The 13,836-nt window shown below is 62.0% G+C and carries 14 protein-coding genes; 3 read left to right on the forward strand and 11 right to left on the reverse strand.

Annotated elements, in window-relative coordinates; translation table 11 throughout:
- Positions 1-81 precede the first annotated feature (81 nt).
- Positions 82-636, reverse strand: a complete 555-nt coding sequence (gene ilvN / locus JP75_RS22705) for an acetolactate synthase small subunit (protein WP_035087177.1) — start codon at positions 634-636, stop codon at positions 82-84.
- 20 nt (positions 637-656) lie between these two features.
- Positions 657-2,426: an acetolactate synthase 3 large subunit gene (locus tag JP75_RS22710; RefSeq protein WP_035087179.1), complete on the reverse strand. Its 1,770-nt coding sequence runs from the start codon at positions 2,424-2,426 to the stop codon at positions 657-659.
- A 310-nt stretch (positions 2,427-2,736) separates the two neighbouring features.
- On the opposite strand from JP75_RS22710, the gene JP75_RS22715 reads away from it, so the two are divergent.
- Positions 2,737-4,233, forward strand: coding sequence for an inorganic phosphate transporter (locus JP75_RS22715; protein ID WP_035087373.1), 1,497 nt, complete (start codon positions 2,737-2,739; stop codon positions 4,231-4,233).
- Here the strand turns inward: JP75_RS22715 and JP75_RS22720 are convergent.
- The 4 genes from JP75_RS22720 to JP75_RS22735 form a co-directional block, all read right to left on the reverse strand.
- On the reverse strand, positions 4,230-4,700 hold the full coding sequence (locus JP75_RS22720; protein ID WP_051961226.1) for an NUDIX hydrolase: 471 nt from the start codon (positions 4,698-4,700) through the stop codon (positions 4,230-4,232). The two genes, JP75_RS22715 and JP75_RS22720, sit on opposite strands and share 4 nt — an antisense overlap.
- A 97-nt stretch (positions 4,701-4,797) precedes the next feature.
- On the reverse strand, positions 4,798-5,013 hold the full coding sequence (locus tag JP75_RS22725) for a cold-shock protein (RefSeq protein WP_035087182.1): 216 nt from the start codon (positions 5,011-5,013) through the stop codon (positions 4,798-4,800).
- 295 nt (positions 5,014-5,308) lie between these two features.
- On the reverse strand, positions 5,309-5,584 hold the full coding sequence (locus JP75_RS22730) for a YMGG-like glycine zipper-containing protein (RefSeq protein WP_035087184.1): 276 nt from the start codon (positions 5,582-5,584) through the stop codon (positions 5,309-5,311).
- Between the two features lie 77 nt (positions 5,585-5,661).
- On the reverse strand, positions 5,662-6,027 hold the full coding sequence (locus JP75_RS22735; RefSeq protein ID WP_035087186.1) for a DUF423 domain-containing protein: 366 nt from the start codon (positions 6,025-6,027) through the stop codon (positions 5,662-5,664).
- Positions 6,028-6,094: 67 nt separating this feature from the next.
- Between JP75_RS22735 and JP75_RS22740 the strand changes: the two genes are divergently transcribed.
- Positions 6,095-7,510 (forward strand): MATE family efflux transporter, encoded by a 1,416-nt coding sequence (locus JP75_RS22740; RefSeq protein WP_051961228.1) that lies wholly within the window; start codon positions 6,095-6,097, stop codon positions 7,508-7,510.
- Here the strand turns inward: JP75_RS22740 and miaA are convergent.
- Positions 7,503-8,399 (reverse strand): tRNA (adenosine(37)-N6)-dimethylallyltransferase MiaA, encoded by an 897-nt coding sequence (gene miaA, locus JP75_RS22745; RefSeq protein WP_035087188.1) that lies wholly within the window; start codon positions 8,397-8,399, stop codon positions 7,503-7,505. The genes JP75_RS22740 and miaA overlap by 8 nt on opposite strands.
- Before the next feature lie 27 nt (positions 8,400-8,426).
- Here miaA and serB point away from each other — a divergent pair, with 27 nt between their 5' ends.
- Positions 8,427-9,299 carry a phosphoserine phosphatase SerB gene (gene serB / locus JP75_RS22750; RefSeq protein ID WP_035087189.1) on the forward strand — a complete coding sequence of 291 codons (873 nt, stop codon included), beginning with the start codon at positions 8,427-8,429 and terminating at the stop codon, positions 9,297-9,299.
- A gap of 695 nt (positions 9,300-9,994) precedes the next feature.
- Here the strand turns inward: serB and hflC are convergent.
- The 4 genes from hflC to JP75_RS22770 all read right to left on the reverse strand — a co-directional run bounded on the left by hflC (position 9,995) and on the right by JP75_RS22770 (position 13,825).
- Positions 9,995-11,074: a protease modulator HflC gene (gene hflC, locus JP75_RS22755; protein WP_084587885.1), complete on the reverse strand. Its 1,080-nt coding sequence runs from the start codon at positions 11,072-11,074 to the stop codon at positions 9,995-9,997.
- A 2-nt stretch (positions 11,075-11,076) separates the two neighbouring features.
- Positions 11,077-12,174, reverse strand: coding sequence for an FtsH protease activity modulator HflK (hflK, locus tag JP75_RS22760; RefSeq protein WP_035087191.1), 1,098 nt, complete (start codon positions 12,172-12,174; stop codon positions 11,077-11,079).
- 63 nt (positions 12,175-12,237) lie between these two features.
- The gene (locus JP75_RS22765; RefSeq protein WP_035087193.1) at positions 12,238-12,762 is read right to left on the reverse strand and encodes a dihydrofolate reductase; all 525 of its coding nucleotides are present in this window, start codon (positions 12,760-12,762) and stop codon (positions 12,238-12,240) included.
- A 16-nt stretch (positions 12,763-12,778) separates the two neighbouring features.
- Positions 12,779-13,825, reverse strand: coding sequence for a DUF4424 domain-containing protein (locus JP75_RS22770; RefSeq protein WP_035087195.1), 1,047 nt, complete (start codon positions 13,823-13,825; stop codon positions 12,779-12,781).
- Positions 13,826-13,836 lie beyond the last annotated feature (11 nt).

A 13,836-nucleotide genomic window follows, 5' to 3' on the forward strand; every position in this document is an offset into this window, starting at 1 on the left:
TTGTTCTTCCTATACCGGATCGTCCGCGCCGCCCAATCGAACCTTTTGATAAGGCTTATGAGAGTTGTGACGGGTAGCCCGTCACATCCCTTCGGCACCCCGCCCGATGGCGGCCAGACCAGTGCGGACGACTTCGACGAGCCCGAGCGGCGACATCAAAGCAATAAAACTGTCGATCTTGTCGGGCTTGCCGGTCACTTCGAAAACAAAGCTTTCCACCGTCGCATCAATGATATGCGCGCGGAAGGCCTCGGCAAGGCGCAGGGTCTCGGCGCGGTGATCGCCCGTGCCCTTCACCTTGATCAAGGCGAGTTCGCGCTCGACATAATTGCCTTCGGCAGTCAGGTCGTGCACGCGGTGCACCGGCACCAAGCGCTCGAGCTGCAGCTTGATCTGCACCAGCGTCTTGGGCGTGGCGATGACGACAACCGTGATGCGACTAAGTCGACGTCCGTGTTCGGTCTCGCTGACAGTCAGGCTCTCGATATTGTAGCCGCGGGCCGAGAAGAGGCCGACGACCCGGGCGAGAATGCCCGGCTCATTATCGACGAGAACCGAGAGCGTGTGTCGCTCGGTCTGCTGGGTTTCCTGCGTGAGGAAATAGGCGGAGCCGGTAGGTTGGAGATGTGCGTTCATGTCTTTTTCCTCCGCAGCGCCTAGACCAGCGCCCTTCCCTTCTCGTCGATGATGGACCCGAGATTGGCGGTATCGGGCAGGATGATTTCGTTATGCGGCTTGCCCGACGGGATCATAGGCAGGCAGTTTTCGTCCTTTTCGACGATGACGTCGAAGAGCACCGGGCCGTCATAGTCGAGCATTTCGGCAATGGCAGCGTCGAGTTCGGCCGGGCTCTCGCAGCGGATACCCCGCCCCCCATAGGCTTCGGCCAGTTTGACGAAATCAGGCAGCGATTCCGAATAGGAATGTGCATAGCGCGAGCCGTGCAGCAGGTCCTGCCACTGGCGAACCATGCCCATGCGCTCATTGTTGAGAATGAAGATCTTGATCGGCAGGCGATACTGCACCGCCGTCGACATCTCCTGCATGGTCATCTGCACCGAGGCTTCGCCGGCAATGTCGATCACCAGCGCATCGGGATGCGCCACCTGCACGCCGACCGCTGCCGGCAGGCCATAGCCCATCGTGCCGAGGCCGCCGGAGGTCATCCAGTGGTTCGGCTTGTCGAAGTGGAAGTGCTGGGCGGCCCACATCTGGTGCTGGCCGACTTCGGTTGTGATGTAGACTTCCTTGGACTGCTGCTTGGTCGCCTCATAGAGACGCTGAATAGCCCATTGCGGCTTGATGACCGTGTCCGAATTCTTGAAGTTGAGCGAGCCAACGGCGCGCCACTTCTCGATCTGCTTCCACCAGGGCGCGATGGCTTCCGTGCGTGGCTGGTTGGTCCGGCTCCGCCAGATGCGGATCATTTCTTCGAGCACGCGATTGCAGTCGCCCACGATCGGCACATCCACTCGGATGATCTTGTTGATCGAGGACGGGTCGATGTCGACATGGATCTTGCGGCTATTGGGCGAGAAGGCGTCGATGCGGCCGGTGATGCGGTCGTCGAAGCGCGCGCCGATATTGATCATCACGTCGCAGTCGTGCATCGCCATATTGGCTTCGTAGGTGCCGTGCATGCCGAGCATGCCCATCCACTGCGGATCGGACGCCGGGAAAGCGCCCAGGCCCATCAGGGTCGAGGTCACCGGGAAACCAGTCAGTTCGGCCAGCTCGCGCAGGTTTTCCGAGGCTTCCGGGCCGGCATTGATCACGCCACCGCCGGTATAGAAGATCGGACGCTCGGCCTTGAGCATCAGGTCGACCGCAGCTTCGATCGCCTTGAGGTCGCCATCGACCTGCGGACGATAGGACGCGTGGCGCAGCGTTTCGATCTCGGGCTTGTAGTATTCGCCGACGGCGAACTGGATGTCCTTCGGAATATCGATGACCACCGGGCCAGGACGGCCGGTCGTGGCGATATGGAAGGCCTCGTGCAGCACGCGCGGCAGGTCGTTGACGTTCTTGACCAGATAATTGTGCTTTGTGCACGAGCGGGTGATGCCGACGGTGTCGCATTCCTGGAAACCGTCGGTCCCGATGAGGGTGGTCGGCACCTGGGCGGTAATGCAGACGAGCGGGATGGAATCCATCAGCGCGTCGGTGAGGCCGGTCACGGCATTGGTGGCACCGGGACCCGAGGTCACAAGGACCACGCCCGGCTTGCCGGTCGAACGCGCATAGCCCTCGGCCATGTGCGTCGCGCCCTGCTCGTGACGAACTAGAATGTGCTGGACCTGATCCTGCTGGAACATCGCGTCATAGATCGGCAGGGCAGCACCGCCCGGATAACCGAAGATATGCTCAACACCCTGATCCGCGAGCGCCTGGATCACCATTTCCGCGCCGGTCATTTTCTCGGCCATTTGCGCTTCCTACTCCTCGTGCCCGCCGTACCGGGCGTTACGTCCTTGACGCCTTTCAACCGCCTTGGCGGAAAAAGGCAATAAAAAAGGCCCCTTTCGGGACCTGTGTTCGGCGCACCAGCTATCGCGCGGGGTTTCACCCCACGTTGCCGATGCGCCTACCTACTACGAGAATGAGTGCCCGCACGGGACCTCTCCAAAAAATTAGTCGCGCATTGATAGGAGCATTGCAACGAAACTGTCAAGGCTCGCTTTGCACCCGAAGCTTCGTCATATTCTCCTCCTCTCTCCAAACGGCCATCCCGACGACATGAACAGAAATCCGCTCGACAAGGAGCTGCAACACATCTCGGGCATGAATACGGCCAGCCAGGCGCTGGTTCAGCGCATGGCGGCACCGGGCCTGGCAGTCCTGTTCCTTGCACTTGCGGCCCTGTGGGCATTCGCGTCAGTTGGTCATTCGCCGGCCGGAACAGTCGTCGTCATCGCTTCCATCGTCGCTGGCTATATGGCGCTCAACATTGGTGCCAATGACGTCGCCAACAATATGGGCCCGGCGGTCGGCGCCCGGGCGCTCACCATGCCCGCCGCGCTGCTTATTGCCGCCATCTGCGAGGCCGCAGGCGCGCTGCTGGCCGGTGGCGACGTCGTGCAAACGGTCGCATCGGATTTGTTGGTAGGATTGAACATAGCGCCGGCGAGTCTTGTGCTGGTCATGATTTCAGCGCTTCTCGCGTCGGCCATGTGGGTGCATCTCGCAACCTTCATCGGCGCGCCAGTTTCCACCACTCATTCCATCATTGGCGGCGTAACGGGCGCTGGTATCGCCGCGGCAGGTTTGAGCGCGGTGTCTTGGCCGTCAATCCTGACCATCGCCTTCGGCTGGGTCGTCTCGCCCGTCGCTGGAGGCGCAATTGCTGCCCTGCTGCTGCTCCTCACTCAGGTGACCATCACCGGAAGAATCGACAAGTTGCAGGCGGCACGAACCTGGGTGCCCGCCTTCGTTGCCGTTATGGCCGGCACTTTTGCGATGTATCTGGCTGACAAGGGGCTCCAACGGGTCTGGGATCCCGGCACGCCAGCCGTGGTGGTCGTTGGACTGCTGGCGGCGGCGATCGGTTGGACGATTTCATTCTCCGGGGTACGGCGTCGTTCGCAGCACCTTGAGAATCGCAAGAAGCACGTAGCGACACTCTTCCGCCTGCCGCTGATCCTCGCCGCTGCGCTCCTCTCCTTTTCCCACGGCGCCAATGACGTGGCCAACGCAATTGGGCCGCTGGCCGCTATCGTCTCTACCCTCGCCGATGGCCAAGCGACGCCGGACGCCGACCTGCCCTTTTGGGTGCTGTCCATCGGCGCCTTCGGCATCGCGGTCGGTCTCGCGCTGTTCGGACCCCGCCTGATCCGGACCGTTGGCGAACAGATTACCAAGCTCAATGAAATCCGCGCCTTTTGCGCGGCGCTGTCGACCGGGATCACGGTGCTGATCGCCTCGGCACTGGGCATGCCAGTTTCGACCACCCACATCGCCATCGGCGCGGTCTTCGGCATCGGTTTCTTGCGTGAATATCGCTCGCGCCGGGAAATGGAACGCAAGGCTGTGCCGATCTATGCCCGTTTCGTCGATCCGCGCGCCTTGAACGCGACCCCGGAAATGGCCTTTGCCAATGCGCGCGAGGCGGATCATCGGCGGCTGATCCGGCGCCAGAGCGTTTATCGCATCATGGGGGCGTGGATGGTCACCCTACCCTGCTCGGCCCTTTTGGCAGCTTTGGTATTTTTCGTCGTGAGCCAGTTCGCGCTCTAGGCGCGGCGCTTTTCGGCGCGGGCGTCGTGAAAGCCGGCGACGAGATCGGCAAGGTCGCGATGCGCGAGCAGCCGGCGCGACTCGCGCACCGTCACCCAATGGCGCAGGCGCTGTCCCTTTTCCTTCCAACTATCGAGTTGCTGGGTGACGCGCAGCGGATAGAGATCGATATCGATGAGCTTGTAGCCGCCCGAACCCGCCGCCGCACGATAGCTGCCGATCGGCTCCTGCTCGACCTCGCCGAGGACGCCGGCTTCCTCATAGGCTTCGAGGGCGGCGCTGTCCCAGGGCGTCAGGTCGGGCTCGATGGCGCCCTTGGGAAAAATCCAGCGCCCGCTGCGCCGGGACGTCACGAGCAAAAAGGCCATGCGTCCATCCACCACCGCATAAGGCAGAGCGCCGACCTGGCGGATTGCCCCCGGTGGAGCTTCCGCAGTTTGCCAATCCTTGAAGAGACGTCGCAGCATATCGAATTCGAACCTTTCTCAAGCGAGTTGAGACCGATTCCCTGTCATAAGACAGAGGGGCCCCGAAGGGCCCCTCAAAATTCCGTTGCTGAAGCGATTAGCTCAGCAGGGTCAGTTCGGTTGCCGAAACCTTGCCATCGCGGCCGGTCTGCAGTTCGAAGCTGACCTTGTCGCCTTCATAGAGGCCCTGGAGGCCCGAGCGCTGCACAGCAGAAATGTGCACGAACGCATCCTTCTCGCCATTGTCGGGCGAGATGAAGCCGTAGCCCTTGGTCGTGTTGAAGAATTTCACGGTACCGGTAATGGCAGCCATGTTGAACCTCGTGGTCTGTAATACCGCAACTTGCGGTGGGAGGGTTTATTCGGCCCCAGAGAGGGTTCCGAACTTACGATGCACCAAGATCAGGAGGTAGCCTAGATTCCGGAATAACCGGTCGTTCAGGTAACGCAAGTCGAGTGGCACGTATTTCGGGATTATTGCGATCCGCCGGGAAATTTTCAAGGCAATATCGGCAGTTGGACGTAGAACACCCGGTCGGTGGGGGCGCCGGCCGGGTGTCTTCGCAGCATGATGGCGGTTTGGGGACGACTAACCGCCTCAGCGAAACTTAGCCACGCGGGCAGGTGTCGATATACTGGCTACCATCGCGGCGCTGATAGACGCAGCGGTTGTTGCTGCCTTCGACGCGACCGAGCACGTCACCCGCAGCGGCACCAACAACGGTGCCGACGCCAGCACCCACAACCGTTCCCAGAAGGCTGCCGCCGGTTGCGCTGGCACCGACAACAGCGCCACCGAGAGCGCCGACTGTCGCACCCTGCTGGGTCGACGTGCATGCAGCGAGGGAAAGGGTAGCGGCAACGATAATCAGGAACTTATGCATGAGATCCTCCAGGACTGATCGGACGATTAATGTTCGGTCGGAATTTTAGTTCCAGCCACCGCTCAAGAAATGTTGAATCATTCGTTAAGTAAACCTCGGAACATTCCTGCGATCGCCACACCGAGCCATCCAAGGATCATACCGCCGCCACCAATGGGCGCCGCACCGGGGAAAAGCGAGGTGCCGACCCAGTGCCGCATGGCGAGGTCGCCAACGAAGATGAGGCAACCGGCCGTCAGCACCAGGCCCACAATGGAGAGTGCCCTGCCCCGTCCCATGAGACCCAGGACGAGCAGCACCGGTGCATGAGCCAGCGCCATGGCCGAGATGGCGGCGAGATTTCGTACATCTTCGCCATGCGAGGTCATTGCCGCCGTGGCGACGCCGATTGCCCCGAGCAAGCCTGCCACGCCAACCAGAACGCGCCGCATCCAATCACTCATTTCCGTCCCCACCTTCCAAGCCAGATGCCTTTCGACTAGAGCATGGCGGTGTGTGTGGGAAACGAAAATGACCGAGATTGTCGCACCGTCGCAGCAGGCGGCGGGCACGAGCGCTGAAGCGCCGACCAGTTGGGCCACTGAATTCCGGGCCACTTTTGCGCTCGCCTGGCCGCTGGTCATCGCACAGGTGGCGCAAAATGCGATCAATACCACCGACGTGATCATGACCGGCTGGCTGGGACCGGAATATCTGGCGGCCAGCACGCTCGCCTCCACCTTCATCATGCCCTTCCTGGTCGGCGGTATCGGCTTGGTTGGCGCCGTCGCACCGCTGACAGCCCAGGCCCGCGGCGCGCGTGACATCAAGGCGGTCCGGCGCATTGTCCGCCAGGGCTTTTGGGTTGCCCTTCTTACGGCGCTCGTCCTGGTGCCGATCATCCTGCAGATCAGGACCATTCTCGGCTGGCTCGGACAGGACCCGGTGCTCGCCATGCGGGCCGAGGAATATACCCAGATCGCGGCCTGGCTGCTGTTCCCCGGGCTAGGCATCATCGTGCTGCGCTCGCTCCTGTCGACTTTTGATGCGGCGCGCGTCGTGCTGCTGGTCACCCTTGGCGGCGTGGTCGTGAACTTTATCGGCAACTACGCCCTGATGTTCGGGAATTTCGGCATGCCGCGCCTCGAATTGCGCGGCGCCGCCATTTCGACTGTTATTACCAATATCGCGATGTTCCTCGCGCTGCTCACCTATGTGCTGCGCCATCGCCGCTTCAAGCGCTTCCATTTGCTGATTCGATTTTGGAAACCGGACTGGCCGCGCTTCCGTCAGATTTTCCGCCTCGGCCTGCCTATCGGCCTTACCGTCCTTGCCGAAGTCAGCCTGTTCACGGCCGCCGCAATGCTCATGGGCCGTCTTGGCACTGACGAAGTCGCGGCCCATGCTGTTGCCCTCCAGTGTGCCTCCCTCGCCTTCATGGTCCCCATGGGCATCGGCATGGCCACCACGGTTCGCGTCGGCATAGCTTACGGCAGGCGGGACCGGGTGGGGATAAGTCACGCCGGATGGACCGGACTTGCCCTGGGAACGGCATTCATGACGCTGTCCTGCTTCGCCTTCCTCAGCTTTGGGCCCTCAATCGTCTCGGTGTTCCTCGATCCGACCAAGCCCGAGAACCTCAACGCCCTGACCCTGGCGGCAACCTTCCTTGTCATCGCCGGCATCTTCCAGTTGGTCGATGGCGTGCAGGTGGTCGCCGCCCATGCCCTGCGTGGCCTTAGCGACGCCAAAATCCCGATGATCGTTGCCATCGTCGGCTATTGGCTCGTCGGGCTGCCCATCGCCTATCTGCTGGGGCTCGTGGTGGGCTGGCGCGGTATCGGCATCTGGATTGGCCTCGCTGCTGGCCTCGCTTTTGTGGCGGTCGTGCTGCTGGCTCGATTTGCACTGCGCGAACGGATCGGGCTGCTGCGCCAGATTAGCTGAGCGCGGAGCCTTCCAGCCCCAGCCGTGGCCAATCGCCCATACGGTTGCGGAACCAGGTGCGCTGGCGCTTGGCATATTGATGCGTGGCGATGATCGCGAGGGTGATGGCCTCATCGCGCGTCTCTACGCCGTCGAGCCAATCGCCGATTTCGCGCACGCCGATGGCTTTCATGACCGGCAGGGATGGGTCGAGATTTTGCGCTCGCAGGGCCTCGACTTCATCTACGGCGCCGCTCGCAAACATGGCTTCGAAACGTAGGGCGATGCGGGCGCGGAGCACGTCGCGATCGGGCGAGAGGACGAAGCGCTCGATGCTCCAGTCGTTCAGGAGACCGGATTGCGGATTGTCCTGGAAGGCGGAGAGCGGCTTGCCGGTGGCGCGCTTGACGGCGAGAGCGCGGGTGACGCGCTGCGGGTCCGCAACCTTGAGACGGCGCGCGGTTTCGGGGTCCTCTTGCAGAAGCAATGCCATGCGGTCGGTTTCATCGAGGTCTTCGATCTCGCGCTGAACCTGCAAGGTCAGCTCCTGAGAGATTTCCGGAACGTCGGCGAATCCGTTTGTCAGGGCTTCGAAATAGAGCCCAGTTCCGCCAACGAAAATCACCTCTCGGGAGGGGTCGATTTCGGCGACGATTTTGCGGACGGCTTCGAGCCATTGGCCAGTGGAAAAGCGCTGCGACGCCGGTACGGTGCCGTAGAGGCGATGCTCGGCCAGCGCCTCTTCCTCGATCGATGGGCGCGCAGTGACGATGCGGAGCGTGTCGTAGACCTGCATGGCGTCGGTGTTGACGATGACGCCGCCACTGGCGCGGGCACGGGCAAGCGCCATGCTCGACTTGCCGCTGGCAGTCGGACCCGCTATCAGGACGGCGCTTCTCTGGCGCGTCACCCTTGTCTCCCGAAAGTCATTTTCGCCATGCCGGTTCTCAGCCTCATCGCCAATCCCGCCGATTCCGACCTCGACGTCTCGCTTGCGGCCGCAGTGGTGCAGCAAACCGGCGGAGAACTCAACTGGCTGAACCACGAGGTCGCCTGCGATATTCTCGAACCCAAGGCGCCGAACGCGCTGGATATCGCCCGCGAGCTCATCGGCAGCCGGCGCGTTGACGCCAATGTCGTGCCGACCGAAGGCCGCCGCAAGCAAGTGCTCGTTGCCGACATGGATTCGACCATGATCGAGCAGGAGTGCATCGACGAACTGGCGGCTGCGCTCGGGCTCAAGGCTCAGGTCGCCGAAATCACCGAGCGCGCCATGCGCGGTGAGCTGGATTTCGGCCAGGCGCTCGATACGCGCGTCGCCCTGCTCAAGGGGCTGGAGCGCGCCACTATCGAGGAAATCCGCCGCGAGGCGATCACGCTGACGCCGGGCGGGCGGGCACTGGTGCACACCATGAAGGCCTATGGCGCTTTCACCTCGCTGGTCTCGGGCGGCTTTACGCTCTTTGCCGACTATTTTGCCAAGCGGATCGGCTTTGATGAGGCCATCGCCAATGTGCTGCAATTCGATGGTGACCGGCTGACGGGCACGGTGCAGAAGCCGATCGTCGACAAGAACACCAAGCGTATCCGGCTCGAAGCACTGGCGACGGAACGCGGGCTCAGCCTGAGCCAGACCATGGCCGTGGGCGATGGCGCCAATGACCTCGACATGATCGGGATCGCCGGATTCGGCGTGGCGCTGCATGCCAAGCCTGCCGTGGCGACCGCTGCAGGGTATCGGATCGACCATGGCGACCTGACGGCGCTGCTTTACCTGCAAGGCTATGCCGAGGACGATTTCGTCCGATAGGCGCGCAGCACCAAACGCCGCCCGGCCCTTTCGGCTTGCGGTTGCACGGTCGCGACACCCTTCGGGCGCACGGTGGGAAGCGGCTTTCGCCCTGAAAATTGGTAGAAAAGAAGAGGCGAAAGCCGCTTCGCACGTCCGGGATTTTTTGCGCACGCATCGAGCGGTCCCCTTTTGGGGTTTTACGGTCCAGATCGCCGTCGGAAGCATCCGAAGATGCGACGGGGGCTTTCTGCCGCTTGACCGGTGGTCAGCATCCACGCACTCGCCCAGGCGACCCCGAGCGACCCGACTTCCCGCCCGACACTTCGTCGGTGCCGCGTGTTATCGGCGGGAATGAGGGCATATTGCCATGGGAAGGAGTGGGCGGGGATAAGTGGGATAGATTTGCCCCCCTTTCGGCCGCAGGCATCGGTACTTCCGTCAGCGCCTCCCGGCCTCCTCAGATAGACGTGTCGTATCGAGCGCCATGGAATCTCCTCATATGCACCGGGCGGCCCTCGGGCCTGACCCGAGGGCCAAGTGTGCCCGGCACCAGTTCGCCCGCAATGGCCCTCGGATCAAGTCCGAGGGCAGCCCGGTGGGTGTTGGAGTTTCGGATGAAGGTCCATCCGGGTGATCGAGGCCTAAAATCAGCAAAAACCTCAAAACAAAAAAGCCCGGCACGAATGCCGGGCTTTCTGTTTTTGTCGACCGCCTTACTGGCTGGTCGCCGGGGCTTCCACGGGCGCCGGGGCTTCCGTGCCGATGGTTGGGGTCAGTTCCGAGCCATCTTCCAGCGTGATCGCCGGCGGTGCCACGGTTTCTTCGATGCCGAGACCATCAAGGGCCGGTTCGTCGCTCGTGACGGTCAGCGGAGCAGCCGTCGGTGCGATGGGCGTCGCAAAGGTCGTGCTTGCCGCAGGCAGTTCGCCGTTCGAACCGAAATAGCGGAAGAAGGCGCTATCGGGCGAGAGGACCATGGTAGTGCCGGTCTTGGCCAGTGCCGAACGATACGCATCCATCGAGCGGTAGAACTCGAAGAATTCCGGATCCTGGCCATAGGCAGCCGCGAAGATACGGTTGCGTTCGGCGTCGCCGGTACCGCGGATGATTTCCGCGTCGCGGGTGGCAGCTGCCACGATTTCGACGCCCTGACGATCGGCGATGGCGCGCAGGCTCTGGGCCTGTTCTTCACCGCGGGCGCGCAGGAGTGCGGCTTCGGCGAGACGCTCTGCGCGCATACGCTCGAAGGTCGTGGCCGAGACGTCTTCATCGAGATCGGTGCGCAGGATACGCACGTCGATGACGTCGATGCCGAGTTCCGCCAGATCCGGACGGATCAGTTCGGCGGTTTCGCGCATCATCTGAGCGCGCTGGTCGGAAAGGGCCGCGCTGAATTCACGCAGACCATAGACCTGACGCAGGGCCGCATCGAGGCTGGCGCCGATACGGTCCTCGGCCACCGACAACTGGCCCGTTGCACGTTCGCGGAAGAGACGCGCATTGGAGATGCGATAGGTGAGGAAAGCATCGACCTGGTAGAAGGCGTTGCCCGAAACCTGCACGCGCATATTGGCGATGTCATAGCGCAGCAGGCGGTCTTCGATGATCTGCACGCTATCCACGAAATCGGTCGGGATCTTGAAGTAGATGCCCGGCTCGGTGCGCACGTCGGTAATGCTGCCGAAGCGCGTGACGATGGCCTGTTCGCGCTCGTCGACGACGTAGAGCGAGGAGAACAGGATGTAGAGGGCCACGACAATGACGGCACCAAGAATAAAGAGGCGGTTCGTCATGATCAGTTCCCCGTCGATGTCGTTGGGCCGGAGCGAAGCTCAGGCAGCGGCAGATAGGGGACGACGCCGGAGCCCGAGGCCCCGTTTTCGATCAGCACCTTTTCCGAGCCCCCCAGAACCTCTTCCATGGTTTCGAGGAACAGGCGCTTGCGGGTGACTTCCGGGGAATTCACGTATTCGGCATAGACCGCATTGAAACGCTCGGCTTCACCGGTTGCTTCCTGAACGACTCGGTTGGTGTAAGCGGCTGCGTCTTCACGCAGGGCCGCGGCACGACCACGAGCATCGCCGAGAAGGGTGTTGGCGTAGGAACGCGCTTCTTCCTGGAGACGGGTTTCGTCCTGACGGGCACGCTGCACTTCGTTGAAGGCATCGTAGACTTCGGACGGCGGACCCGCATTTTCGATCAGGATCTGATTGACCGAAACACCGAGGCCATAGCTTTCGAGCGTGGCGAGCGTGATGCGCTGCACTTCAGCCGAAATGCCGGAGCGGTCGTCGCTATAGATGTCCTGTGCCGGCCGGCGGCCGACCACTTCGCGCATGGCGCTTTCGGCGGCATAGCGAACCATGGATTCAGGATCGCGGACATTGAACAGGTAGGAAACCGGGTCATTGATGGCCCAGAAGACCGAGAACTGCACATTGACGATGTTCTGATCGCCCGAGAGCATCAGGCCATCGCGCGCCGCGGCACGCGAGCCGCCGCTGGCATTGGCAACGCCGATCTGCGTCTGGTTGACCGTGGTGGTGGCGCGTTCGACGGTTTCGACCGGCCAGAACAGGAAGTGCAGGCCCGGACCGGAGAGTTCCGGCTTGGGCGCACCGAAGCGTAGCTCGACGCCGACTTCCTGCGGATTGATGGTGTAGATCGAATTGACGCCCCAGAAAGCGAGGAGCGCAATCACGCCGCCGACAATGGCCCAGCGGCCACCGGGGACACCACCGCGGAACTGGTCGCGTCCTCGATTGAGGATGTCTTCGAGATTGGGAGTATTTCCACCAGGACGGCGCGGGCCGCCGCCACCTCCACCGGGTGCCTGGCCCCAGGGGCCGCCGTTATTGCGGCCGCCTCCGCCTCCATTATTCTCCCAAGGCATCTCGTTCCTTTCGGTTCCTGCGTATTTTGTTCGCAAACTTATATAGGCAAGGCGATGACGCGATCAATGCGTAGGGCGTTTGCGCCTTTCGTAGATTTTGATGCGATAGGGCGCGGCATCCTTTTCCGAGGGCGCTACCTCCGGCGTATCGACAACCGCCCAGATTTCCGGGTCGATATCGGGAAAACGGACGTCTCCATCGGGGGATAGCTCGACATGGCTGATATAGAGCCGGTCGGCTTTCGCCATCGCCTGCGCGTAAATGTCGCCCCCGCCGATGACCATGATCTCATCGGTGCCCGCCTCGGCGGCAAGGCGCGCGGCGAGCACATATGCGGCATCGAGATCGTGGACCACATCGACGCCTTCGGGCGCATAGTTCTTCTGCCGGGTGACGACGATATGCGGCCGGCCGGCGAGCGGCTTGGGGAAGGTCTCGAACTGTTTGCGGCCCATGATCATGGGCTTGCCCATGGTGCTGCGCTTGAACCAGGCAAAGTCGGACGGAATGCGCCAGGGCATGTCACCGTCCTTGCCGATAACATTGTTTGCCCCAACTGCGGCGATGAGCGAAATGCGTGGGGTCATCCCCTGCCCTTTCCGGCTATTCGGCTTCGACCTTGTTGAGCAGCAGGATTTCCAGCTCCCGATCATAAGGCGGCCACCAGTCAGTCGCCGTCATCTGGAAAGTGGTCGGGCCGATTTTCTTGACGTCTTCGCCGCAGAACGACACCAGGTTGTCGGTGCTGCCCTTGTCGACGGTGAGGGTGAACTTGCCGATGGAGCCGGACCAGTTATTGCCCGTCGACCAGATGTATGAAATCCAGTTTTCGTAATAGGGATAGTTGGTCCAACCGTCCTGGGTCACGCCCTGCTTGCGCAGGGTCGCGAGAAGATTGTCCTCGACGCAGTATTTCTTCACATATTCGGCGTAGCGCGCCTCGGAATATTCGTCGCCTTCCTTGGGCACGAAGGTCGTCGCGACCGTGCCGCCAACGCTGGGGCGGTAGGTATGGACGACGTTGGAAATGCCCGGCTCGAAGGTCGCTTCCCAGCTATAGGTCGAGCGCAGTGTCCAGAGCGGCACGATGTCAAACTCCGCACCATTTCCGGCATCGTATTCATAGGAGAAGACGAGGCCCAGCCGGGTCAGGTTCTGGACGTCGTCGGCATCGAGCTTGGCCAGCGCGTCCGAGGTCGCATCGCCGAAGGGTTCGAGCGGCACGCCGAGGTTTCTAAGCAGCTTGGTGTAGTCGATATTGTTGTTGAAGACGTATTGATGGAGTTCCGCATCGACCGGAGCGCCATTGAAGGTGGTGGCGAAGCCGAAGAGGTTATCGGGATCATCGATGGGTTCGGCAGTGCCGTAATTCGCGTTCTGGATCGGCACGTCGACCATGAAATCGCCGCTGCCCTGAATGTCGGGCATGGGGAAGGCCACGAGGATGCGCTGGTCCTCGTCGGACGTGTTCTCGAACTCATAGGTCACCCGCACTTCGGTGGGCGAAATATAGAGGTCTTCCGAAGCCATCCGGATCTGTTCATTGGTGACGAAGACCAGACCGCCCGTGCCCAATTGCGCCGTGGTGTCGTTGCCGACCGCCGGCGCTGCCAGCATCAATGCAAGAATGGCTGCCGCGCAAAGCCGCATGATCTATCTCC

The organism is Devosia riboflavina, from assembly GCF_000743575.1.
Classification (GTDB): domain Bacteria; phylum Pseudomonadota; class Alphaproteobacteria; order Rhizobiales; family Devosiaceae; genus Devosia; species Devosia riboflavina.

Bases quoted from the DNA above. Each gene is read 5' to 3' on its own strand.
- serB (WP_035087189.1), top strand. From the start codon at position 8,427: ATGCCGGTTCTCAGCCTCATCGCCAATCCCGCCGATTCCGACCTCGAC.
- JP75_RS22720 (WP_051961226.1), bottom strand. From the start codon at position 4,700: ATGCTGCGACGTCTCTTCAAGGATTGGCAAACTGCGGAAGCTCCACCG.
- hflC (WP_084587885.1), bottom strand. From the start codon at position 11,074: ATGACGAACCGCCTCTTTATTCTTGGTGCCGTCATTGTCGTGGCCCTC.
- JP75_RS22725 (WP_035087182.1), bottom strand. From the start codon at position 5,013: ATGGCTGCCATTACCGGTACCGTGAAATTCTTCAACACGACCAAGGGC.
- JP75_RS22740 (WP_051961228.1), top strand. From the start codon at position 6,095: ATGACCGAGATTGTCGCACCGTCGCAGCAGGCGGCGGGCACGAGCGCT.
- JP75_RS22710 (WP_035087179.1), bottom strand. From the start codon at position 2,426: ATGGCCGAGAAAATGACCGGCGCGGAAATGGTGATCCAGGCGCTCGCG.
- JP75_RS22715 (WP_035087373.1), top strand. From the start codon at position 2,737: ATGAACAGAAATCCGCTCGACAAGGAGCTGCAACACATCTCGGGCATG.
- hflK (WP_035087191.1), bottom strand. From the start codon at position 12,174: ATGCCTTGGGAGAATAATGGAGGCGGAGGCGGCCGCAATAACGGCGGC.
- JP75_RS22735 (WP_035087186.1), bottom strand. From the start codon at position 6,027: ATGAGTGATTGGATGCGGCGCGTTCTGGTTGGCGTGGCAGGCTTGCTC.
- ilvN (WP_035087177.1), bottom strand. From the start codon at position 636: ATGAACGCACATCTCCAACCTACCGGCTCCGCCTATTTCCTCACGCAG.
- JP75_RS22770 (WP_035087195.1), bottom strand. From the start codon at position 13,825: ATGCGGCTTTGCGCGGCAGCCATTCTTGCATTGATGCTGGCAGCGCCG.
- JP75_RS22765 (WP_035087193.1), bottom strand. From the start codon at position 12,762: ATGACCCCACGCATTTCGCTCATCGCCGCAGTTGGGGCAAACAATGTT.
- JP75_RS22730 (WP_035087184.1), bottom strand. From the start codon at position 5,584: ATGCATAAGTTCCTGATTATCGTTGCCGCTACCCTTTCCCTCGCTGCA.